Origin of the sequence: Spirosoma sp. (assembly GCF_026391055.1) — a bacterium.
Classification (GTDB): domain Bacteria; phylum Bacteroidota; class Bacteroidia; order Cytophagales; family Spirosomataceae; genus Spirosoma.
In genome coordinates this window covers 961314-984595 of sequence record NZ_JAPLET010000022.1, presented here as the reverse complement: position 1 = coordinate 984595, position 23282 = coordinate 961314, and the positions used below count along the sequence as shown (strand labels likewise).

The window sequence follows — 23282 nt, the reverse complement described above, 5'->3', positions numbered from 1 at the left end:
GGCTTTTTATTGAATCGTTAAAACATTTTACGTCAAATCTGTGCTGACGTTAACCTGTTAAACGGATAAGGTCCTGGAGACCTTATCCGTTTAGTATTACTCCACCGCAATCATTGAAACAGCCTTCGCTTCGAGCCTTGTCTCGCCCATGAGGTAGCAGTCGGCGGCACGGGCGGCTTCGCGGCCTTCCGAGATGGCCCACACTACCAGCGATTGACCACGACGCATGTCGCCAGCGGCAAATACCTTCGGGTTCACCGTCGATTGGTAATTGGTCGCTTTCACGTTACCACGTTCGTCGTACTCAACACCCAGATCGTCGAGCAGACCGTTGTGTTGTGGGTGAAGGAAGCCAGCAGCCAGCAGCGCTAGTTCGCAGGGGATGTCGCGCTCCGAACCGGGCAGCTCCACCATCTGCATGCGGCCATTCTCGTTTTTCCAGGTCAGGTCAACGATGCGCAGGGCTTTCAGATTTCCGTTCTCGTCGCCGATGAACTCTTTCGTATTGATGGACCAGTGCCGGTCGCAGCCTTCCTCGTGCGAAGTGCTGGTACGCAGCATCATGGGCCAGTTGGGCCAGGGCGTGTTTTCGGCCCGGTCTTTAGGAGGCATCGGCATCAGCTCGATTTGCGTTACGCTGGTCGCGCCGTGCCGGTTGGATGTGCCCACACAGTCTGAACCGGTATCGCCACCGCCAATCACGACCACGTTTTTATTCGTGGCCCATAGTTCACCATCACCGTATTTGGCCCCCTGATGGTCAACATCTACGGGCAGGTTTGCGTTACGTTTGTTTTGCTGGCTAAGGAATTCCATTGCCGGGTAAACGCCTTTCAGGTTCCGGCCCGGAATTGGCAGATCGCGCGGAACGGTCGAGCCGCCTGTCAGCATAACCAGATCAAACTGATCCAGCAACGCATTCGCTTTAATATCAACACCGACGTTCACACCCGTTTTAAAGGTGATACCTTCGGCTTCCATCACCGCCAGACGACGGTCGATGGTCCATTTTTCGAGTTTGAAGTCGGGGATACCATAGCGTAGCAGCCCACCGATCTGGTCGGCCCGTTCGAAAACGGTGACCGTATGGCCGGCTTTGTTCAGCTGGGCAGCCGCTGCCAGACCGGCAGGACCTGAACCAATAACAGCCACCTGTTTCCCGGTACGCTCTTTGGGCTGTTTAGGCGTTATGTACCCCCGCTCAAACGCTACTTCGGCTATTGATTTCTCAATAAACTCAATGGCGACGGGTGGTTTGTTAATGCCCAACACGCAGGACGCTTCACAGGGAGCCGGACAAATACGGCCCGTGAACTCCGGGAAGTTGTTCGTTGTCGACAGAATCTCATAAGCATACGCCCAGTTTTGTTCGTACACTGCGTCGTTGAACTCCGGGATGATGTTTCCGAGCGGGCAACCGCTGTGACAGAACGGCGTACCACAGTCCATACAACGGGCCGCCTGACGCTGCGAGTCCTGTTCTGAAAAGGCAACTTCAATCTCTTTGTAGTCGTGAATCCGCTCCTGCGGGTCGCGCTTTTTTGGTAGTTCGCGCGTAAATTCTAAAAATCCGGTAGGTTTTCCCATAATACTACTTCGCAATTACCCGTGCGTCACATCTACGGTTATGTCCTGATAAACAATGTTCTTGTCGCGAATCTGGTCGGCCAGCGAGATACCCCGACCGGCGAGTGCGTTTTTGAAGTCTGTTGGCATCACTTTCACAAACCGGCCAATTTGGTCATCCCAGTTTTCGATAAGGTCCAGTGCCAGATTACTCGTGGTGTACTGGAAATGCTTCTCAACGTATTCGCGGATAATGCTCTGATCTTCGTCGGTGAGCGATTCCAGCTTAACCATTTCCGGGTTTACTTTCGACGCAAACGTACCGTCTTTATCGAAGACATAGGCAACCCCACCCGACATACCGGCCGCGAAGTTACGACCCGTCTGTCCCAGGATGATGGCTAAGCCACCCGTCATGTACTCAAGACCGTGGTCGCCCACGCCTTCCACCACGACTTTGGCTCCCGAGTTCCGTACGCAGAACCGTTCGCCCGCCATACCCCGGATAAAGGCTTCGCCCGAAGTAGCGCCATAGAACGACACGTTACCGACGATGCTATTTTCTTCCGGTTTGAACTGAGCTGCCCGGTCAGGGTACACGATCAGCTGAGCTCCACAAAGGCCTTTGCCGAAGTAGTCGTTGGCGTCGCCTTCCAGTTCCAGTTTGATACCCGCCGTAGCGAAGGCACCAAAGCTCTGGCCCGCCGTACCGCGTAGTTTGACGTGAATGGTGCTGTCGGGCAGACCCGGACCACCGTACACTTTCGAGATTTCGTTGGACAGCATGGTGCCAATGCTCCGGTCGATGTTCTGCACCGTAAACTCGCCATAAACGGCTTCGGCCGAGGTCAGCGCGGGTTGCGCCAGTTCGATCAGTCTCCGGTCAAGGACGTTGTCCAGGTAATGGTTCTGCTCTTCCTGTTTGTAAAGGGCCACATCTAGGTTGGTTGGCTCTTTGTACAGCAGGGCATTAAGGTTGACCTTTTTGTATTTCCAGTGCGGCAGGTTGTCCCGGAGTTCGAGCATCTGGGCCTGGCCAACCATCTCGTTGATGGTCCGGAAACCCAGTTCAGCCATGATCTCGCGCAGCTCCATCGCCAGGAAGGTAAACATGTTCACCACATGCTCTGGCTTGCCGGTAAACAGAGCACGAAGCTCTTTATTCTGCGTCGCCACGCCCACCGGGCAGGTATTCAAATGGCACTTCCGCATCATAATACAACCAGTGGCAACCAGTGCGGCCGTGGCTACACCGAATTCTTCCGCACCAAGCAGGGCGGCAATGGCCAAATCCCGACCGGTACGCATCTGGCCGTCGGCCTGTACCGTTACGCGACCGCGCAGCTTGTTGCGAACTAGTGTCTGGTGTGCTTCGGCTAGACCTAACTCCCACGGAAGACCGGCGTGCCGGATCGACGACAGGGGAGAGGCTCCCGTGCCGCCATCGTGTCCCGAAATCAGGATATGGTCGGCATGGGCTTTGGCAACCCCGGCGGCAATCGTACCGACACCGGCTTCCGACACGAGCTTTACGCTGATACGGGCAGCCCGGTTGGCGTTCTTCAGGTCGGAGATAAGTTGCGCCAGATCCTCGATTGAATAAATATCGTGGTGAGGAGGGGGCGAAATCAGACCTACACCGGGGGTAGAGTGACGCGTCCGGCCAATCCAGTCGTCCACTTTAAAGCCGGGTAGCTGACCACCTTCGCCGGGTTTGGCACCCTGCGCCATTTTGATCTGCAATTCGCGGGCGTTGGTCAGGTAATAGCTCGTGACACCGAAACGGCCCGAGGCTACCTGCTTGATACCCGAGTTCATGCTGTCGCCGTTTTCGAGCGGGGTGTAGCGCAGTTCGTCTTCACCGCCTTCGCCCGAATTGCTTTTGCCGCCGATGCGGTTCATGGCAATGGCCAGGGTGGTATGCGCTTCCCACGAAATCGACCCGAACGACATAGCCCCCGTGGCAAAGCGTTTGAAAATGCTTTCGATGGGTTCGACCTCTTCGATCGGGACAGACGCTCCTTTCTTGAATTTCAACAGCCCCCGCAGCGTGATGGCTTTTTGGGTCTGGTCGTCGATCAGTTTGGAGTATTTCTTGAAGATCGAGTAATCGTTCTTCTTGGTCGACTGCTGCAGCAGGTGGATGGTGTCGGGGTTGAAAATGTGCTTTTCACCCCGCTGCTTCCACTGGTAGATACCACCCACTTCCAGTCGCGGTGCCGACACGGGCATATCCGGGAACGCCACGCAGTGACGTACCAGAATTTCGCGGGCAATCTCATCCAGCCCCATACCGCCAATGCGCGAAATGGTACCGGTGAAATAACGGCTCACCACCTCTTCGTTTAGCCCTAGGCACTCGAAAATCATCGCGCCCTGATACGATTGAAGCGTAGAGATACCCATCTTCGAGAAGATCTTGAGCAACTCTCCGTTGACCGCTTTAATATAATTTTTGAAGAGCTTGTCGAGGTCATAATCAACAGCCAGCAAGCCTTTCTCTTTCATGTTGGCAATCGTTTCGAACGCCATGTAGGGGTTCACGCCCGATGCGCCATAGCCGATGAGGGTAGCAACATGGTGCGTTTCCCACACATCACCCGCTTCGACAACGATACCGACCTTACCCCGCAATCCCTGACGAATCAGGTAGTGGTGAATGGCCGATGTCGACAGCAGCGATGGAATTGGCGCATGGCTGGAGTCGATAGCGCGGTCGGATAGTACCAAAATCGAGTACCCGTCCTGAATAGCATCTTCGGCATAGCGGCAAATCCGGTCGAGCGCCCGCTCCAGCGATTTACCCTGGCCATCGGCTGTGAACAGACAGTTGATGGTTTTCGCCTGGAAATTTGGCTTGTCGATAAACCGGAGCTTATCAAACTCTTTGGTCGTTAGTACCGGCTGGTCGAGTTCTACCTGACGGCAGTGCTTAGGCGATTCACTCAGTAGGTTGTAGGTAGCGCCAACGAATGAGATAAGCGACATGATCGACCGCTCCCGAATTGAGTCGATGGGTGGATTGGTCACTTGAGCAAACAACTGTTTAAAGTAGTGGCTCATGTGCTGGCTCTGCTCCGACAGGATTGCCAACGGCACATCAGTACCCATGGAACCGAGGGCTTCTTTCCCCGTTTCGACCATCGGTGCCAGAATCATCCGTAAGTCTTCCGACGTAAAGCCAAAAGCCTGCTGCATCCGAAGTAACTTGGCCGGGTCATAATTGCTGTACTGCCGAATGGGTGCTTCGAGGTCCTGAATCCGGACCTTGTTTTCATCCAGCCATTTCTGATATGGCTGACGGCCAGCCATTTCGGCTTTGATCTCTTCATCGGCCACAATTCGTCCCTGCTCCATATCGACCAGGAACATTTTGCCCGGTTGCAGACGACCTTTCGATACCACCGTAGCCGGGTCAATATCCAGAACGCCTACTTCCGACGCCATGATAACGACATCTTCGTTGGTTACCCAGAAACGCGACGGACGCAGGCCATTCCGGTCGAGGGTAGCTCCTACGATGCGGCCATCGGTAAAGGAAATCGAGGCCGGACCATCCCAGGGTTCAATCAGGGCTGCGTGGAATTCATAGAACGCCTTCCGATAGGGATCCATGTGTTCGTTGCCATCCCAGGCTTCCGGAACGAGCATCATCATCACGTGCGGCAATGACCGCCCGCTCATGACCAGCAATTCAATGGCATTATCGAGGTTGGCCGAATCGGACTGGCGCTGGTCGCAGATGGGCAGCAGCATATCCATTTCGTCTTTCGTAAACTTCGACGATTCGAGAAGCCCTTCGGCAGCTTTCATCCAGTTTACGTTTCCGCGAACCGTGTTGATCTCCCCATTGTGAGCAATATAGCGGAACGGTTGAGCCAGTTTCCAGGACGGGAAGGTATTGGTCGAGAAGCGCGAGTGAACAACACCCAGCGCCGATACGACCTCTTCGTTCTGAAGGTCCGGGAAATAAGGCTCCAACTGGAGCGTCGTCAACTGCCCCTTGTAAGTAATGGTCCGGCAGGAGAGCGATGAGAAATAGAATGTATCTACGCCCGCAATCGTCTCATTGATGATGCGGGTGCTGTAGTTACGAAGAATGTAAAGTTTACGCTCAAAATCGTCAGCATTGGTAATGTCGGCCGGGCGTTTAATAAACACCTGCTCCATTTGCGGTTCGGCGGACTTTGATCCGTTACCAAGGTCGCTGTTGTTGACCGGAACGACCCGATAACAAAGCAACTCCAGACTGAGCATTTTCATTTTTCGGTTCAGTACTGCCCGGCATTCTTCGCGGAGCCATACGTCTTTCGGAAAATAGACCATGCCTACACCATATTCGAGTGCAGGAGGGAGGTGAACGCCCAGCTTACGTGTTTCATCCACAAAGAATTCGTGCGGAATCTGGATGAGCAGACCGGCACCATCGCCGGAATTCGGCTCGGAACCGACTGCACCCCGGTGCTCCATACGCCGAAGCATCTGGAGGGCATCCGAAACAATCTTGTGGGACTTGCGGCCTTTGATATGGGCCACAAAGCCGATACCGCAGTTATCGTGTTCAAACTCGGGGCGGTAGAGTCCCGCCAATTGGTCAACCTGATCAGACATGGTCGTAACAGTGTTGGGTAAGGCCGTTGTTCTTCTCGACTTTGATTGACAAAATCGTAAAAAACTAGGGCGAAAATTAAGAAAATCTAAATTAACAGGGTAGCCTGACGTTAAACTAAACCAGAAGATACAGCCAGGCTGACGGGCGTTTGTGACAAAGTCACGCAATATACTACTAAAAAAATTTGGCAAAAACTGCCTTTGTCAGAATTTTATAGTTACCGGTATTTATTGTGATTTTGATTATAATTCTTCTTGGGAAATGACAATTTGTAAACGACTTTGGTAGTGATTTTTACGAAAACAGCAGATCTACTTCGGCGTTTTTGCACTTTTATGGGGCTATTACGGCCACCTAAAAGATGGTGTGTCTATTAATTAAATAAACTATAGAAATAGGGGATGTAAAAAAAACAGTAGCATATTATGGATGGTCATAACACGGGGAATAATACGAAGCCAGTGCCAGCGAAATGCATAGGCTTTAGATGCCAAAATAGACTAAGTCAGAGTGCAGCAGCAGACAATAGGCATAAAAAAAGCCGCTCAATGAGCGGCTTTTAGCATTTTGTGATCCGGCTGGGATTCGAACCCAGGACCCATACATTAAAAGTGTATTGCTCTACCAGCTGAGCTACCAGATCGTTTTCCGCCTGACAAACAGGGGGTGTTCGTCGTTTGGGAATGCAAAAGTAGGTAATTGTTTTGGTAAACGCAATAGCTAGTTAAATAAAATTATTTTTTGCGTAAGTCTTACAGCCTCAACAGCCTCCCGGACATCGTGAACGCGCAGAATGGACGCCCCTTTCAATAGGGCTGCCGTATTGAGTACTGTCGTACCATTCAGGGCCTCCTCCGGCCTGATATTCAGGGTTTTCCAGACCGTTGTTTTGCGGGACAAACCAACCAGGAGTGGTTCGTCAAAAATGTGGAAGCTATCCAGGCTATTTATTAACTCAAAATTTTGCGCAGGCGTCTTTGCAAAGCCAAATCCAGGGTCTAAAATTATATCTGACGCTCCCAGCGTCCGTAAGCGCGCCAACTGACTGGCCAGCTCATCGATCACATCAAGTACAAGCTGTTGGTAGGTAGTCATTAATTGCATGGTTTGCGGTGTGCCGCGCATGTGCATCAATACGTACGGAACACCCATCCCTAAGCGGGCCAACTCCCCCACCGTATCAAACATAGCTGGGTCGAGTGTTCCCCCCGATACATCGTTTATCATACAGGCTCCAGCCGCAACAGCCTGTCGGGCTACCGAAGCGCGAAAGGTGTCGATCGATACCAGCGCATCGGGGAAATTTGTTAAAATTGACTCAATAACCGGAATAACCCGATCTGCTTCCTGAGCAGGGCTTACCTCGGCGGCACCGGGCCGGGTGGAGTACCCTCCAATGTCCAGAAAGGTTGCCCCATCTGTAAGCATCTGGCCGGCCCGCGAAAGAGTCTCATGGAGGGATACGCGACTACCGGTAAAGAACGAATCAGGGGTGATATTAAGGATACCCATAACGGCAGGTTGAGCTAAATCGAGCAGCCGCCCCCGGCAGTTGAGCGTTTTTTTTGTAACTTTCGGCATGAAATTAGTTTTTGGTTTACGGGTTGAGGATCACGGTAAGCGAGCCTTAAACCCAGGATAAGCCGAAGACCGTAAACTGAAAACCGTGCACAATACCGAATCCGAATATCGGCAGGTTATCCAACGCTGCAAAGATTTATTCCTTAAAAAAAATAAGGATTATGGAACGGCCTGGCGAATTTTACGCCTGCCAAGCATCACCGACCAGATTTATATTAAAGCCCAACGCATCCGGACATTGCAGGAAACGGGCGTTAGTCGAGTGGGCGAGGGGATAGAGCCCGAATTTGTGGGCATCATCAATTATTGCGTTATGGCGCTAATCCAACTAGGCTTCCTCGATGATAAACGTACGGATATTCCAACTAGTGAACTCGAAACGCTTTATGATCATGAAATTGGCCGGGTTATTGATCTGCTTTTTGCTAAAAATCACGACTATGGCGAAGCCTGGCGCGACATGCGCGTTAGTTCCATGACCGATATTATCCTGATGAAGCTGCTACGTACAAAGCAGATTGAGGATAATCAGGGGAGTACGCTGGTTTCGGAAGGAGTTGATGCCAATTATATGGATATGATCAACTATGCCGTTTTCTGTTTAATAAAGCTTAATATTGAATGAATCATGAAGGGTTAATGCCGGGCCATTGGATAGTGAATACTAAGGTGGAACCGTATTAACCCTTTATGCTTACCTGTAAACATGAACGCATCAACAGCGCAACCTAAGGTAAAGACCGGCACGCCCCCCATGCTGATTGCCGCCCGTATCGCCCGTATTTTGGTCGGTATTATTTTTATTTTTTCCGGGTTAATTAAACTGAATGATCCGGTAGGCACCCAGATCAAGTTTGAAGAGTACTTCGAGGTTTTCGCCCAGGATTTGCCGTTTATGCACAATTTCTTCATGGCGCTAGTGCCGTTCACCCTGGCCATGTCGGTGCTGTTCTGCGCGGCCGAGGTGATCCTGGGCGTTGCGTTGCTGGCCTCTTATAAACCTAAGGTCACCGTTTGGCTACTGTTCTTCCTGATTACCTTTTTCACGTTTCTGACATTTTACTCTGCCTATTTCGACCGGGTAACCGACTGCGGTTGCTTCGGAGATGCCATAAAGCTAAAACCCTGGACATCGTTTACGAAAGACATTGTCCTGATGGTGCTCATCTTATTCATTATAGGTCATCGCAATCGCCTTCGTTCCCGAGCTACGGGCTGGCTGGTGGGTATTACAATTGTGCTGACCTTAGCGCTGGGTATTTACGCTGTTCAGTTTCTGCCGCCAATCGACATGCTGCCATACGCTGTTGGTAAAAGTATTCCGGCCGGAATGAAACCTTCTGAGCCAATGCGGTATAAGTATGTGATGGAGAAGGATGGCAAGACGGCCGAGTTTGAGCAGTACCCGACGGATCAGAGTTATAAATTCAAGGAGATGGTATTGGTGAACCCAAATGCCAAACCTAAAATCACCGATTACCGCATCTGGAATGACGAAGGGGACTTCACCCAGCAGACCTTCGAGGGTAAAAAGCTGTTCATTATCGTAAAGAACACGACAGATATTGATGCAGGTAGTTTACCCGCCATCCGTGCTCTGGTAGAGGGCCTGAAGGGATCGGCTGTTACAACGTATATCCTGACGTCTACCAGTGACGATGAAATAAAGGCATTCCGCAAGGAGTTTCAGCTCGAAACGGTTCCTTATTACAAAGCTGATGCCACAGTACTTAAGACCATTATGCGCTCAAATCCAGGCACCTGGTTGCTAGACAACGGTGTTGTAAAAGGTAAATGGCATTTTAATTCAACGCCCGACGCGGCAGAGGTAGTTTCTTTAAGTAAATAGGAGTTAGGAGCGAGGAGTTAGGAGTTGCTGACGCTGGTAGTATTTTCGCGTCAGCAACTCCTAACTCCTCGCTCCTAACTCCCGACTTCTAACTTTGAAAAATATCTTCTTAATTGGCATGCCATCGTCTGGCAAAAGTACACTGGGTAAGCGAGTGGCTGATACCCTTCACTACCGGTTTGTCGACACGGATAAGCTCATTAGCCGGGAGGAAGGTCGGACTATTGCCGAAATTTTTACCGCTTCAGGGGAGGCATACTTTAGAGAGGCCGAACGGCGGGTGCTTCGCACAATTCGTCCCGGTGGTAATATGGTTGTATCGACGGGAGGAGGAATGCCCTGCTTTCACGACAATATGGCGTATATCAACGCAACGGGCGTATCGGTGTTTCTGGATGTGCCGGTCGATGTACTGGTGCAGCGGATAACCGCACATGCTCAGGAGGACAGACCGCTGAATAACGCGGCAGACCCTGAACTGGCGGAGATTTTAAAAGCCCGGCATGAGAGTCGGTTGCCGATTTATACGCAGGCACATATTATTATTTCCGGAGAAACGACGGAGGAAGAAATATTGCAACGCGTTGGCAAGTATCTATAATAAAAAAGCGACCCTAGGGTCGCTTTTTTATTATAGATACTTGCCTTTAAAAAAACACACCCACTGTAAGCATTAAGTTTGTGTTTCTGTTATTCGTGGATAGCGTTGGTGTATCGACAGCATTGGGAAGCTCGAAGGGTGTGAAGCCTGATTTATACGTCAGGTAAGAACCGGCCAGATCAGCAAAAAAGCGATCGTTGCGGACGCCCAGTCCCGCCGACAATAAGATTTTATCCCGGTCGGCTTTCGCTACACGGTCCAGATCCAGTTTGTAAGCGCTGGGTAAATACGCCACACCACCCCGTATCCGCAGCAGACCCGCCCTGATTTCTGCACCCGCCCGGATGTTGACGACGTTCTGGTAGGTTTCCTGAACAAACCGTTTTACATCGTTTTTAAAGTCAGTATTGTCTTGCTGGTTCGAGAACGCCGATGTCCGCACCCGCATTCCCTGATACCCAACGTACTCGGCCGTGGCGGTAATGAAGCCGACTTTGCTGTTACCAAGGAAATAGGTAGCACCACCCGACGCCCGCAAAGGCGTTTGCAGAGAGTACTCGAAATTATTGGCTGGGTCCACTACATCAACACTATTCGTCTTCAGTGTAATGTTCTCCGGGTTAGGGTTTTTCGCAACAGCGGTCAATGTCTGTGTGAAAGCTTCATTAGCACTGCTGAAGGTAGGGGTGATCAAATTAGCACCCACCTGCAATTGAGGGCTAAGTTTATAGATCAATCCAAGCGACGCATTGATACCATTTCCCCTAACGTTAAACGTATTTACCTGACCGTAATTATTGAAGACTACGCCATTAACGGGTGTTTCAAGAAAAGTGTACTCCGAAGTATACCGCAGGCGGGTCAACGCAATCGAACCACCTATGTAGAGTTTATCATCCAAATTACCCGCATACGCGATCGACCACTGCGAATGGGTGCCCGAACGGCTAAGCGTTGCCCGTTGATCTTTTTGCCGGGTAGCATCAAAGCGGGTATAGGGGGGGCCAGCACTGGTGGAACTGTAGATAGTTGGATTGATCAGGTATAATCCATAGGCAGCCGCTTCTCTAAAATCAGCACTTCGGCTTCCGGGCAGGAATGCATCAGATAGTTCAGCTTCGCTGTATTGTGCACTATTGGCAGCATTAACGTACGTTTGGGCAATCGATGAGTTTGGGTTGTTGTTCAGCCCCCGGGCATCCGTGTAATCAAAGAAATTAGCTGATTGAGAATACGTAATGCCGAAGGCCGTCCGTCGCCAGCGACTGCTTCCCGTGGATTTTCCCGCCAGTACCAACCCAAATTGACCTACGTTTACCTTGTTACCCATGCTCGTTGTTTGCTGACCCAGAAAATTATTCTGATTGCTGACTGACGTAAAGTTGGGGCTGATGCTTAGTTCGGAACGGTTGTAGAAGGCCAACCCGGCGGCATTGCCAAACAAGTTGCTGGCATCGCCACCAAGAGACGCATGGTTACCACCGAGTGCCCTAAAACGGGCCGTACCACTCTGCGTAAAATCAGAGAAACGAAACGCATCATCTGCATAATCGAAAGCGGCTCCCTGGCCAAATGCCAACGGAGATGATAGCGCCAGGGCTATCGAAAAATAGAACTGCTTGTTCATGTGTATAAAGCGATTGGTGGCGTGTGCTACATTGTAGGGCTTAGACTGATTAACCACAAGAATGTTTAATCGTACTTGACAAAATGCGTAGTCACCGCAACAAATACAAAACGAAAATCCCCGCTAATTGTCCTGATCAGCGGGGATTTTTTTATAATAAATTCCAAATCTATCGTGGACCGCGTCCGCCACCACTCGAAACCCCGCCACCACCGGAGGAGACACCACCGCCACCACCACTGTAGCTGGGAGCGCTATAGCTACGACTTGGAGCGCTATAGCTAGGCTGTTGGAAGCTCGGCTGCTGATAAGAGCGGCTCTGATTCTGGTAGCTTGGCTGCTGATAGCTCCGGCTCTGGCTTTGGTATGATGGCTGCTGGTAGCTCTGCTGCGATTGCGAGTAACCACTACGGCCGCTGCTGCTGCCAGTTGATGGTGTATAACTGCCCCGGCTGCTTTCGCGTGGGCGAGCATAATAATCGCCACCCGAGTTACTGTTGTAAGAAGGAGCGTTTGTTACTGCATTGCCTGCACGGCCATTGCTACTCGAGCCGTTATCGTAGTAATAGGATCCTCGGCTGCTGCCATTGCTCGGACGGGCATAATACCCATCACTGTTGCCCCGATTGGCGGTCGTGGCAGAACCCGTATTGGCACTACGGCCACCATTTGGATTATAGGTACGAGCCGTATTATCGAAAGCAGCATTGTAGCGACCTGACGACCGCTCAACTGTTCGGTTGTAATTTCTGGCCCGGTAAGGGTCGGCACCAGACACATAAACATTATTTACGTAAACCGGATTGCCATAGTACACGCCGTACCCACCATATCCGTACCCAAAGGGTGAATAATAGGGGCTATACATGCCGCCAAATCCACCATAGGCATACGAGCTATAAAAGGGATCATAACCGTAACCGAAGGGCGAGTAGCCAAATGAGCTGCCGTAGTATGGCGAATAGAATGGGCTGCCGAAGCCGAATCCAAACCGGTTATACCCACCAAACCCGCCGAAGGCTCCCATACCGAGACCAAGACCAAGCCCATTGTAAAAGCCGGTATTGTTGAAACCCCATCGGTTCCAACTATAGGCCGAGGTGGACGCGGCATTATAGCCGTTCACAAAACCGGAGTTATAAGCATCCGTATCATTCCAGCCCGGATCGGGCGAGAGACCACGATTCAGCTTACGGGCGCTCAACTCGGTGTAATATTCGTCCGTGTTTGCGCTGCCATTGGCACCGTACTGCTGTTCATCGTTGTAATCGGGATTAGCGTTACGGGATGACCGCTGTCGTTGCTGACGCGCAGTTTGCGGAGCAACCGAAGAGTAGTCTGATGAGTTGCTGGCATAAACGGCCGCGTTGCCGGAGTTGCCATACAAATCATCCATTTCACCAGCGTTTTGCGCTGTTTGGCGACTGGAGGTACAACTCCAGATACCCAACAAAGCCGCCAGTGACAGGAAGCGATATAAGGGTTGCGTTTTCATTTGGCCAGGGAATTAAAGTAGTAAAAGCTCATATTGAGAACTTCTTTAATATATAACACAGGAATGAGCTGATTGATTACAAAAATAGAGTAAAAACCTATCTTTGCAAGTTATCCTCCTAGTAGATTCCAATTTGTTTCAAAAGGTTTAAATCATTTTAAAAAAAGTTAATTTCTGGTCCGAAATAATCAGCAGATATCCGGTCACACGAATTGGCTTCAGGCATACTGAAGCCGATGACGGTACAGGTGACAGGCTGGCCGCTTCGGGCCGTAACTGACTAAAAATTACGCATGGCTAAAGCGATTCCGTCCCGTAGTGAAAACTACTCCGAGTGGTATAATGAGTTAATCAAACGAGCCGATCTGGCCGAGAATTCAGCTGTTCGGGGCTGTATGGTGATCAAGCCCTACGGGTTTGCAATCTGGGAAAAAATGCAGCGTGCACTAGACGACATGTTTAAGGAAACGGGTCATCAGAACGCTTATTTTCCGCTGTTTATTCCAAAGTCCTTCCTGAGTAAAGAAGCGTCGCACGTAGAAGGGTTTGCTAAAGAGTGTGCTGTTGTAACGCACTACCGTCTGAAAAACGCAGAAGATGGATCGGGCGTTATCGTTGACCCGGAGGCTAAACTGGAAGAAGAACTCATCGTTCGCCCGACGTCCGAGACGGTCATCTGGAGTACATACAAAAACTGGATTCAGTCGTACCGCGATCTGCCATTGCTCATAAATCAGTGGGCCAACGTCGTTCGGTGGGAAATGCGTACCCGGATCTTTCTGCGTACCGCCGAATTTCTCTGGCAGGAAGGCCATACCGCCCATGCTACTGCCGAGGAAGCTAAGTTCGAAACACGGCAGATGCTGGACATCTATGCTCAGTTTGCGGAAGAGTGGATGGCTTTGCCCGTTGTAAAAGGGACAAAAACGGCTAACGAACGATTCGCCGGTGCAGATGATACGCTATGTATTGAAGCCATGATGCAGGATGGTAAAGCCTTACAGGCCGGTACCTCACATTTTTTGGGACAAAACTTCGCCAAGGCCTTCGATGTGCAGTTTCTAAACAAGCAGAATCAGCTCGATTATGTGTGGGGTACTTCATGGGGCGTATCTACCCGCCTGATGGGTGCCCTGATTATGGCGCACTCGGATGATGATGGGCTGGTGCTACCGCCAAAACTCGCGCCGATTCAGGTTGTTATCGTACCCATTTACCGCTCCGAAGAACAGCTGGAGTCACTGTCGGCTAAAATAAAGCCACTGGTACAGGAACTGAGGAAAGCAGGGGTATCGGTCAAATACGATGATTCCGACGCCAACAAACCCGGCTGGAAATTTGCCGAGTATGAATTGCGGGGTGTACCGGTTCGACTGGCTATGGGTGGCCGCGATCTGGAAAACGGAACTGTCGAGATTGCTCGTCGGGATTTGAAAACCAAAGAAACCGTTCCATTCGAAGGACTAACCGAACACATAAAAAATTTGCTGGACGATATTCAGCAGACGATCTACACTAAAGCGAAAACCTTCCGCCAGGCAAATACCTACAAAGTAGACACGTTTGATGAGTTTCAGGTGCAGCTCGACAAAGGTGGGTTTATACTAGCCCACTGGGATGGAACCAGCGAAACTGAAGAGGCTATCAAAGAAGCTACTAAGGCCACAATTCGCTGTATCCCGTTTGATCAGGAAGCCGAAGAAGGGGTAGATATTTTCTCCGGAAAACCCTCTGCTGGGCGTGTCGTGTTTGCCAGAGCATATTAGGTAATTAGTTATTGAGTTAATGGTTAATAAGTTATTGATTGATGAGTAAAAAGTTCTGAGGTTGAACTGCTTTCATTAACCATTAACCATTAACCATTAACCATTAACCATTAACCATTAACCATTAACCATTAACTGGAGAGTTTTACCGCATATAAAGCTGTTGTTGGCGTATGTGCTGAAGATACCAGCTAACCACGGCAAACGTAACACCACACAGGCCAAGCAGCCAGACCGCCCCACCCAGGCTTAAATACGACCATTGATCATGGCCAAGTCTATCCATCATAGCCATGATCATCATGTACAGGCTAAGTGTCATGATAAAGGCATTCCGCAGATTGATTGGATAGGCTCGCCGTAAATCGTAGGCCCCGTAGGCCTTGTTTCGAAATTCAAAGACAATATCGTCCAGACTGGCCTGTTCCAGTTGCTCGTCAGTCATTGCCAGTTCGATCTGGTACGTTTCGCGCAGATGCCGAACGGCCTTTATATTCGCTTGCTCAAGAACAGTGCTGAGAGCCGAATCAAAAGGAAGGCCAAGCCAAAGGTAATGTTCGACGTCACAGGCCAGGTGGTCGAGCAGTTCCTCAATCAGGGCGTCTGTTGAACCGGTCTGAATCAAATGGTTATGCAACGTAGCCAATTGTTGGGGGCTGAGTTTTTCCATGACTCTTGTTGAGTTTAAACCGTGAAGAAAATGTCTGGTTAATGGCTTGGTGCTAGTTGCATGGGCAGTTGCAGAAGCTGGCGCATCGTTTCCATAAATCGTTCGAAATCGGAGACTTTTTGAACTGCAGCCTCATTGCCCTGCGGGGTCAGAGAGTAATACTTACGAAGTCGACCTTCAACTTCTTCCGTTTCCGTTATCAGTAATCCCTCCTGTTCCAACTTATGCAAAACAGGATACAGAGCCCCAAATGACAGCGCAATCTGGCCTTGGGTGCGTTCTTTAACCAATTGCGTGATCTCATAGCCATACATTCGGCCAGGTACTGATGAACCTGCATCAGTCTGCGTAGAAGTGGATGGCCTCGGCTCCGCCAAAAGCTTCAGTATGATTGTTTTGAGCGTACCCCTCAAAAACTCACTTGCTGATGATTCCATAGGCTTTTAATAAACTAGTTCTACTCGTTGTTGGTAAAGATATATATAAGAATGCGATATATTGACCAATGGCTCATAATTTTTATTAGTTTTTATTTCAATTTGCTCACCATCCGCCGTATTAAACACGTCAAGGTGTAGAAGTGATGGTAACACTTTGGTGAGCCGTGAACTTTTGAACCCGGTAGCGAGTTGGTCAAAAGTTAGCGTACAGCCCATTTTTTTGTCGGAAGTTCCGGTACTTTTACGTTAACTTTTTTATAAAAACTACATAGCGATATGGCACAAGCAAAATCTGGCGATACCGTTCAGGTACATTATACCGGAACCCTAAGTGATGGAACGATCTTCGATTCATCAGAAGGTCGTACACCACTGGAGTTCACTGTTGGCAGTGGGCAGGTTATTAAAGGGTTCGATGATGGTGTGACGGGTATGAATCAGGGCGAAAAGAAAACGATTAATATTCCGGTTCAGGACGCCTACGGACCCGCCAATGAAGAAATGATTTTTACGCTGGAACGTTCTGATATTCCAGCGGATATACCCCTTGAAGTTGGCATGACTCTCAATATGCATGAAGACGGAAATCCACGGCCCATTCCGGTAATTGTGCGTACACTGACCGATACAAACGTTACGTTGGATGCCAATCACCCGTTGGCCGGCCAGGATTTAACTTTCGATATTGAATTGGTTGGCGTTAAGTCGCCCTCGGGTTTGATTCTGTAAAATCAGCCTTCCCCTAAACTAATTCGGGTCATAATCCTCAAAAAGGATTACGACCCGAATTAGTTTAGGGAGAGTAACTTCTGACCGGATGGCTAATTTGAATAGTTGTCGAGGTCGTCCAGCTCGCGAAGTAAAACGTCGATGCCCTGCAAATTAGCCCGGGCTGTATAAGAGGCTATGGCTACGGTAATAGCCCCAACATTCAGGGCGACCGGTAGATTATTAATACGGTGCAGGCTCTTTTGGGCTTTCTCTGTGGCCAGCCTGATACGAGTTGCTATCTGAGAGGGGTTGGTAAAGGCTGGCCGAGTTGTTCGATTCTGCATGTCATGCGCCCTGTTGAGCAAACTGTTCTGATACGCGTTCAAATCCAGCTGTTGCTCATGAGTAAGCTCAGGCCAGTGTAAAAGCTGAAATTCATTTAACGAACGAGCCATATCGCAATAGGCAATTGCGATATCATTTATCTGGTCGTGTGTAAAGTCTTTCATCTTGGATAGTTTCAAGCAGGAAATATATTGAACCCGTGTGTGACTTCTGTTGGGAATATAAGTCACTTGCCGTTCATTATTTGCTTTGTTCCCGGACTTTTGAACGAACGGTCAATTTATAAAACTGGCAGATGCACATTTTAGTTATCCAACTATGGAGTTAACACCGCTGAATGTCGGCTATGCCTGCATCAATTTGAGCTTACAGGCCGAAAAAATCACGACAAATCGGGGAATGATCAAAAAGACATTTTCTGAGAAAGGTATTGCCTATGCGTCGGAACTTGCTCTGAAAAACGTGCAGGATCTGTTGAAAATAGTTGACTGGAATCTAAGCCACGGTTTTAAATTATTCCGTATTTCGTCGGACTTATTTCCCTGGGCCTCTGAATACCAGATCAGTTCGTTACCCGACTACTCAGATATTCGGGAAACGCTCGAAGAAATTGGCAGTCGGCCTATCCGCCTGACCACTCACCCTGGCCCGTTTAATCATCTTGCCGGGCAGGGTAAAGTGCTGGACAACACTATTAAGGATCTGGAGTATCAGTCGGAGTTATTCGATCTGATGGGGCTCACGCCCTCGCACTGGAACAAAATAAATATTCACGCTGGTGGCACCTATGGCGATAAGGCCGCTACAATGGCCCGCTTTGCGAAAAATTTCGGCTTGCTTTCTGAAAATCTGCGTGCTCGCCTGACGGTAGAAAATGACGACCGGCCAAGCCTGTACACCGTACAGGATTTGCTGTATCTCTACGAAACCATTGGCACGCCAATCGTTTTCGATTATTTCCATCATTCATTAAACCCGGGCCAGCAGACGGAGGAAGAGGCCTTCCTGACAGCTTATGCGACCTGGGATGTCCGGCCTGTGTTTCATTTTTCCGATTCGCGGCAAGAGCACGAAGACCCTAAAGCGCGTCGCGAAGCCCATGCCGACTGGCTTTACTCCGCCGTGAATACCTACGGCAAAGAAGTCGACATTGTGTTTGAGTCGAAGATGAAAGAACTGTCTATTTTACGATTACGGGGCGAACTTGTATAAAAATGCCCGCTGCCTTCGTAAGAAGGCAGCGGGCGGGAATTGAGTAGCGGCCAGGCTTGTCCGAAAAGACTGGCCACTCATAAGAGGAGGTGTAGTATCGAATGGCCCGAAGGCTATGGGAGCAAGACGTTTAGCTTAGTGCTGGATGTCGACCCGTGTCGTAAACTTCTTCTCGTTGGGACCTACCACGAAGGTGTAAGCACCATCTGGAAGCGAGGATAGATCGAAGCGACGAACCGAACCTTTAAAAGAATCGATTTGAACCAACACGTTCTGAGCATCGTAGATAGCCACACTGGCTTCATCAATGTTCTTGGCGGGCAATACGAGTTCAATTTTATTTTTCTCGTAAGCCGTCAGTGTTGGCTGCGTCAGTTGTTGCAAACCACGCTCGTCAACGTTCAATGCATTTCCTTTGATGGTCAACCCTTGCGACATCCACCAGGCATTGCTGCTGGCTGTCAAATAATACTGACCATCGGGCAGATTGTTCAGGTTGAACGAGGTCGCATGTTTTGCGTTTTTCGAGATAATGCCCCGGTAGAGAACATTGCCGTCTGCATCAATAAGTGCCACGTCAATAGATGATCCCGGTTGTGTATAAATACGTACTTTCTTTTGCTCGGACTTCTCGACTTTCACACCACTCATTCCTGATCCTGTGTCAGCTTTGGCACCCTGGAAACTGGCTAAACTCATTACTGACAGTACTACAGCGATTGTTACACGGAATTTTTTCATTGGCTTGAAATTTTTGTTTTACCGTGACAAAGGTGTGCGATGAAGGCGATTCATTGCAATAGGAGCGATACTGATTACCAGACATTTAAGAAAACTTCATATTTTAGTTATATTCCTTCTGAGCAAATTAGGGCGTTTATGGGAAAAGTACAACAAGTCCCTATTTTATACTTATGAATTGTATTTTTCTAATAATTCTAAAAAGTTGTACTATATACGTTGGCATCCCTAATTTTCAGCCTAAAAATCCTATTTCTGAAAAATGGTAAAATTAGAGTTAGCGAAAGTGACTAAAGATAGAGCGAGTAATTTCTGTGCAAACTGCCCGAAAACGCAAAAAAAGGAACTCATGTAGCCTGTTAAATAATTAGGAGCAGACATTAAATTCAGCATAACCACCATGTTTCCTTAAAACCATAGGGGGCTGTTTTGTCTTACTGTATAAACAAGTAAAAAAACGCATGGAAAAAGTACTCCAGGGACAGATTGCCTTAATTACCGGTTCAAGCAGCGGTATTGGTGCTGGTGTCGCTAAATCACTGGCCGAAGCGGGTGCAACGGTGGTTGTTAACTACTCCTCCGACAAGAGCAAAGCGTCGGCCGATGCGGTATTAAAGGAAATTACCGATGCTGGTGGCACTGGTGTGGTCATTCAGTGCGACGTAAGCGAAGAAGATCAGGTAAGTAAGCTTTTTGCCGATGTAATAGCCAAGTATGGTACTATTGATATTTTAATCAATAACGCCGGTTTACAGCGCGATGCCAAATTTCATGAGATGACGCTTGAGGAATGGAACACTGTCATTAAGGTGAACTTGACCGGACAGTTTTTGTGTGCACGGGAAGCCATTCGGGAATTCTTGCGCCGGGGCCCACGGCCCGAAGTATCGGCCGCTACCGGAAAGATTATCTGTATGAGCTCAGTTCATGAAGTGATTCCCTGGGCTGGACACGTCAATTACGCGGCCTCCAAAGGCGGGATCAAGCTGATGATGCAGTCGCTGGCGCAGGAATACGGCCCGCAGGGAATACGGGTCAACAGTATTTGCCCCGGAGCTATCCAGACACCCATCAATCGGGGAGCCTGGGAAACTCCTCAGGCCCTGAACAGTCTGATGACACTGATCCCTTATAACCGCATAGGACAACCGGCGGATATTGGTAATCTGGCTGTATTTTTGGCCTCCGATCTATCTGATTACATTACCGGTGCCAGTATCTTTATAGACGGGGGGATGACCGTTTTCGAAAGTTTCGCTGATAATGGATAAGTTGAGGTGTATGATATAAGATGTATAGCTTAAGCAAGACTTACATCCTATATCTTGCGCTCAGTATATTATATTCTGAACAGTTGACCACCGAACACCACCGTCTGAATGATCCGGCCTGGCGGCAATGGGGCCCTTATGTGTCCGACCGGCAATGGGGTACCGTACGCGAAGATTATAGCGCCAACGGAGACGCCTGGAACTTTACAACCCACGACATGTCCCGTAGCTATACCTATCGCTGGGGCGAAGAAGGTATTGCGGGCTTTTGCGACAACAAACAGCAGTTGTGTCTGGCACTGGCGCTCTGGAATGGTGAGGACTCAATCCTGAAAGAACGATATTTTGGCCTTAGTAATAGCGAGGGAAATCATGGTGAGGATGTAAAGGAACTCTATTACTACCTCGATAATACGCCTTCTCATTCGTACCAGCGGATGCTTTATAAATACCCGCAGGCGGCTTATCCCTATGAATGGCTGGTAACCGAAAACGGTCGCAGGGGGCGTCTCGACCCGGAATTCGAATTGCTGGATACCGGCCTGTTCGATGAGAATCGGTATTTTGATGTATTTGTCGAGTACGCGAAAGCTGGACCGCAGGATATGTTGATGGCTGTTACCATACATAATCGGGGACCCGAAGCGGCAACGTTGCATGTACTGCCAACACTCTGGTTTCGGAATACCTGGATTTTCGGTGATGATACCGATGGTGTGCCCAACTACCATCCGTCGCTGGTATTACAACCCGACAATACAGTATCGGTAGAAGATTCTGCTCTGGGTCGCTACATCCTGTACGCCGAAGGGCAACCCAACTGGCTGTTCTGTGAGAATGAATCCAATGTGGCACGGCTCTACGACACCCACTCAGGCCCCTGCTATCCTAAAGACGGCATCAATGATTACATAGTACAAGGCAGGAATACCATCAACCCCGACAGTAAAGGGACGAAAGCCGCAGCGCATTATACCCTGACGATCCAGGCTGGCGAATCCGCCATTGTTCGGCTTCGGCTCGAAGCTACCGGGCCGGCCGGTAGCGGGCCTGAACAACCTTTTGCCTCGTTTGATCGCATACTCACCAATCGAAAGAAAGAAGCGGATGAGTTTTATTCGCACATACAGCCAGCTGACGCTACCGAGGACGAAAAACGGGTGCAGCGGCAGGCTTTTGCGGGAATGCTCTGGAACAAGCAGTATTACTATTATGATGTGTCGCGGTGGCTGGCCGGCGATGCCAATAATCCGCCCCCGCCCCCCGAACGCCTGCATGGGCGTAACCATACCTGGCTACAGCTTATCAATGCCGGGGTAATTTCCATGCCCGATAAATGGGAGTATCCGTGGTATGCCGCCTGGGACTGGGCATTTCACTGCGTAACCCTTTCACTCATCGACCCTGATTTTGCCAAGCAGCAATTAATGCTGCTCACCAATGAATGGTTTATGCATCCTAATGGGCAACTGCCTGCGTATGAATGGAATTTCTCAGACGTCAATCCACCGGTTCAGGCCTGGGCTGCCTGGCGGATTTACCACCTGGAACTGGAACGTAAGCCACCGGGCGAGCAGGATCTAACGTTTCTACGCGCGATTTTCCATAAGCTTATGCTCAATTTCACCTGGTGGGTGAATCGGAAAGATCAGTCGGGGAATAACATTTTTGAAGGCGGATTTCTCGGACTCGACAACATTGGTGTGTTTGACCGAAACACCGCCTTTCCAGACGGGAGTCACCTGGAGCAGGCGGATGGGACCAGCTGGATGGCTATGTACTCACTGAACATGATGCGAATAGCGCTCGAACTGGCCCGCCATGATCCGGTTTACGACGAAATGGCCACCAAATTCTTCGATCACTTTCTGTATATCGCCGGAGCAATTACACACATTGGCAATACAAACGTCGGTTTATGGGATGAAGAAGACGCGTTTTTCTACGATCAGTTACGGATGGAGGATGGTACCATTTATCGCATGAAAGTTCGTACGTTGGTTGGACTTATTCCCATGTTTGCCGTTGAGGTGCTGGACGCGGAGTTGTTACAGGCAAATCCTGAATTTGTAAAACGCATGGTCTGGTTCCAGGGCCACCGCCCCGACCTGTACCATCAGGTGTCGCGGTACGCCGAAAAAGGAGTCGATGAAAAAAGATTACTCAGCCTGTTACGGGGATTTCGTCTGAAAGCGCTGCTGGCTAAAGTGCTGGACGAAACCGAATTTTTAAGCCCGCACGGTGTACGCGCCGTTTCGAAAGTATACCAGGAAAATCCATATGAATTTACACTGGACCATACAACGTTTCGATTGACCTATACACCCGCCGAGAGCGATAGCGGTATGTTTGGGGGTAATAGCAACTGGCGTGGACCCGTCTGGATGCCAACCAACTACCTAATGGTTGAAAGCCTGGAACGGTTTTACCACTATTTTGGGGACAGCTTTACGGTCGAATTTCCTATAGGCTCCGGTCAGCAGATAACTCTCAGAGAGGTGGCTAGAGAGCTGAACAATCGACTCATTAGCCTGTTCACACTGGACGCCAATGGGGAACGCCCATCTTTTGGAAAGCATCCGAAGTACAAAGACCCCAATTTTCGGGATTACGTACTTTTTTATGAATACTTCGATGGCGATAACGGGCGGGGAGTAGGCGCCAGTCATCAGACGGGCTGGACAGGCCTGGTGGCCGAACTGATCAATCGGAAATATGGCAGTCTGCGATAGGAGAGTGCTTTTCGTTTGAGGGAGGGGCTCAAATACAACGACTCCCGCCGATGATCAGTGCAT

The 23282-nt window shown here is 49.6% G+C and carries 17 protein-coding genes and 1 tRNA gene; 8 read left to right on the top strand and 10 right to left on the bottom strand.

What is annotated here, in order from left to right:
- Nucleotides 1–96: 96 nt before the first annotated feature.
- The 4 genes from NT073_RS19520 to folP form a co-directional block, all read right to left on the bottom strand.
- Entirely contained in the window at nt 97–1587 is a 1491-nt protein-coding gene (locus NT073_RS19520) for a glutamate synthase subunit beta (RefSeq protein ID WP_297376753.1), read from the bottom strand.
- Between the two features lie 15 nt (nt 1588–1602).
- Nucleotides 1603–6177 (bottom strand): glutamate synthase large subunit, encoded by a 4575-nt coding sequence (gene gltB / locus NT073_RS19515; protein ID WP_297376751.1) that lies wholly within the window; start codon nt 6175–6177, stop codon nt 1603–1605.
- Between the two features lie 571 nt (nt 6178–6748).
- Nucleotides 6749–6821 (bottom strand) — tRNA-Lys (locus NT073_RS19510).
- Between the two features lie 77 nt (nt 6822–6898).
- Complete coding sequence (gene folP, locus NT073_RS19505) at nt 6899–7759, bottom strand: dihydropteroate synthase (protein WP_297376750.1); 861 nt, start codon at nt 7757–7759, stop codon at nt 6899–6901.
- A gap of 85 nt (nt 7760–7844) precedes the next feature.
- On the opposite strand from folP, the gene NT073_RS19500 reads away from it, so the two are divergent.
- The 3 genes from NT073_RS19500 to NT073_RS19490 all read left to right on the top strand — a co-directional run bounded on the left by NT073_RS19500 (nt 7845) and on the right by NT073_RS19490 (nt 10209).
- Nucleotides 7845–8384 carry a DUF1599 domain-containing protein gene (locus NT073_RS19500; RefSeq protein WP_297376748.1) on the top strand — a complete coding sequence of 180 codons (540 nt, stop codon included), beginning with the start codon at nt 7845–7847 and terminating at the stop codon, nt 8382–8384.
- Nucleotides 8385–8465: 81 nt separating this feature from the next.
- Complete coding sequence (locus NT073_RS19495) at nt 8466–9608, top strand: BT_3928 family protein (protein ID WP_297376747.1); 1143 nt, start codon at nt 8466–8468, stop codon at nt 9606–9608.
- A 94-nt stretch (nt 9609–9702) separates the two neighbouring features.
- Nucleotides 9703–10209, top strand: coding sequence for a shikimate kinase (locus NT073_RS19490; protein WP_297376745.1), 507 nt, complete (start codon nt 9703–9705; stop codon nt 10207–10209).
- A gap of 46 nt (nt 10210–10255) precedes the next feature.
- On the opposite strand, the gene NT073_RS19485 is transcribed toward NT073_RS19490, so the two are convergent.
- The gene (locus NT073_RS19485) at nt 10256–11836 is read right to left on the bottom strand and encodes a hypothetical protein (protein ID WP_297376743.1); all 1581 of its coding nucleotides are present in this window, start codon (nt 11834–11836) and stop codon (nt 10256–10258) included.
- Between the two features lie 169 nt (nt 11837–12005).
- Nucleotides 12006–13331: a hypothetical protein gene (locus NT073_RS19480; protein WP_297376741.1), complete on the bottom strand. Its 1326-nt coding sequence runs from the start codon at nt 13329–13331 to the stop codon at nt 12006–12008.
- A 293-nt stretch (nt 13332–13624) separates the two neighbouring features.
- Here NT073_RS19480 and proS point away from each other — a divergent pair, with 293 nt between their 5' ends.
- Nucleotides 13625–15097: a proline--tRNA ligase gene (gene proS / locus NT073_RS19475; RefSeq protein ID WP_297376739.1), complete on the top strand. Its 1473-nt coding sequence runs from the start codon at nt 13625–13627 to the stop codon at nt 15095–15097.
- A gap of 145 nt (nt 15098–15242) precedes the next feature.
- On the opposite strand, the gene NT073_RS19470 is transcribed toward proS, so the two are convergent.
- Both NT073_RS19470 and NT073_RS19465 read right to left on the bottom strand, forming a co-directional pair.
- Nucleotides 15243–15767, bottom strand: a complete 525-nt coding sequence (locus NT073_RS19470) for a hypothetical protein (protein WP_297376737.1) — start codon at nt 15765–15767, stop codon at nt 15243–15245.
- Nucleotides 15768–15805: 38 nt separating this feature from the next.
- Complete coding sequence (locus NT073_RS19465; RefSeq protein WP_297376735.1) at nt 15806–16204, bottom strand: PadR family transcriptional regulator; 399 nt, start codon at nt 16202–16204, stop codon at nt 15806–15808.
- Between the two features lie 279 nt (nt 16205–16483).
- On the opposite strand from NT073_RS19465, the gene NT073_RS19460 reads away from it, so the two are divergent.
- Nucleotides 16484–16936: a peptidylprolyl isomerase gene (locus NT073_RS19460; protein WP_012926864.1), complete on the top strand. Its 453-nt coding sequence runs from the start codon at nt 16484–16486 to the stop codon at nt 16934–16936.
- Between the two features lie 92 nt (nt 16937–17028).
- On the opposite strand, the gene NT073_RS19455 is transcribed toward NT073_RS19460, so the two are convergent.
- The gene (locus tag NT073_RS19455) at nt 17029–17427 is read right to left on the bottom strand and encodes a hypothetical protein (protein ID WP_297376733.1); all 399 of its coding nucleotides are present in this window, start codon (nt 17425–17427) and stop codon (nt 17029–17031) included.
- Between the two features lie 154 nt (nt 17428–17581).
- On the opposite strand from NT073_RS19455, the gene uvsE reads away from it, so the two are divergent.
- Complete coding sequence (gene uvsE, locus NT073_RS19450) at nt 17582–18475, top strand: UV DNA damage repair endonuclease UvsE (protein WP_297376731.1); 894 nt, start codon at nt 17582–17584, stop codon at nt 18473–18475.
- Nucleotides 18476–18610: 135 nt separating this feature from the next.
- Here uvsE and NT073_RS19445 read toward each other — a convergent pair whose 3' ends face one another.
- Nucleotides 18611–19216, bottom strand: coding sequence for a T9SS C-terminal target domain-containing protein (locus tag NT073_RS19445; protein WP_297376729.1), 606 nt, complete (start codon nt 19214–19216; stop codon nt 18611–18613).
- Nucleotides 19217–19677: 461 nt separating this feature from the next.
- Between NT073_RS19445 and NT073_RS19440 the strand changes: the two genes are divergently transcribed.
- Together NT073_RS19440 and NT073_RS19435 are read left to right on the top strand one after the other, a co-directional pair.
- On the top strand, nt 19678–20487 hold the full coding sequence (locus NT073_RS19440; protein ID WP_297376727.1) for an SDR family oxidoreductase: 810 nt from the start codon (nt 19678–19680) through the stop codon (nt 20485–20487).
- Nucleotides 20488–20570: 83 nt separating this feature from the next.
- Nucleotides 20571–23219 carry a glucosidase gene (locus NT073_RS19435; RefSeq protein WP_297376725.1) on the top strand — a complete coding sequence of 883 codons (2649 nt, stop codon included), beginning with the start codon at nt 20571–20573 and terminating at the stop codon, nt 23217–23219.
- Nucleotides 23220–23282 lie beyond the last annotated feature (63 nt).

Coding starts and splice junctions, on each gene's coding strand:
- NT073_RS19520 (WP_297376753.1), bottom strand. CDS start 1,587: ATGGGAAAACCTACCGGATTTTTAGAATTTACGCGCGAACTACCAAAA.
- gltB (WP_297376751.1), bottom strand. CDS start 6,177: ATGTCTGATCAGGTTGACCAATTGGCGGGACTCTACCGCCCCGAGTTT.
- folP (WP_297376750.1), bottom strand. CDS start 7,759: ATGCCGAAAGTTACAAAAAAAACGCTCAACTGCCGGGGGCGGCTGCTC.
- NT073_RS19495 (WP_297376747.1), top strand. CDS start 8,466: ATGAACGCATCAACAGCGCAACCTAAGGTAAAGACCGGCACGCCCCCC.
- NT073_RS19485 (WP_297376743.1), bottom strand. CDS start 11,836: ATGAACAAGCAGTTCTATTTTTCGATAGCCCTGGCGCTATCATCTCCG.
- NT073_RS19480 (WP_297376741.1), bottom strand. CDS start 13,331: ATGAAAACGCAACCCTTATATCGCTTCCTGTCACTGGCGGCTTTGTTG.
- proS (WP_297376739.1), top strand. CDS start 13,625: ATGGCTAAAGCGATTCCGTCCCGTAGTGAAAACTACTCCGAGTGGTAT.
- NT073_RS19470 (WP_297376737.1), bottom strand. CDS start 15,767: ATGGAAAAACTCAGCCCCCAACAATTGGCTACGTTGCATAACCATTTG.
- NT073_RS19465 (WP_297376735.1), bottom strand. CDS start 16,204: ATGGAATCATCAGCAAGTGAGTTTTTGAGGGGTACGCTCAAAACAATC.
- NT073_RS19460 (WP_012926864.1), top strand. CDS start 16,484: ATGGCACAAGCAAAATCTGGCGATACCGTTCAGGTACATTATACCGGA.
- NT073_RS19455 (WP_297376733.1), bottom strand. CDS start 17,427: ATGAAAGACTTTACACACGACCAGATAAATGATATCGCAATTGCCTAT.
- uvsE (WP_297376731.1), top strand. CDS start 17,582: ATGGAGTTAACACCGCTGAATGTCGGCTATGCCTGCATCAATTTGAGC.
- NT073_RS19445 (WP_297376729.1), bottom strand. CDS start 19,216: ATGAAAAAATTCCGTGTAACAATCGCTGTAGTACTGTCAGTAATGAGT.
- NT073_RS19440 (WP_297376727.1), top strand. CDS start 19,678: ATGGAAAAAGTACTCCAGGGACAGATTGCCTTAATTACCGGTTCAAGC.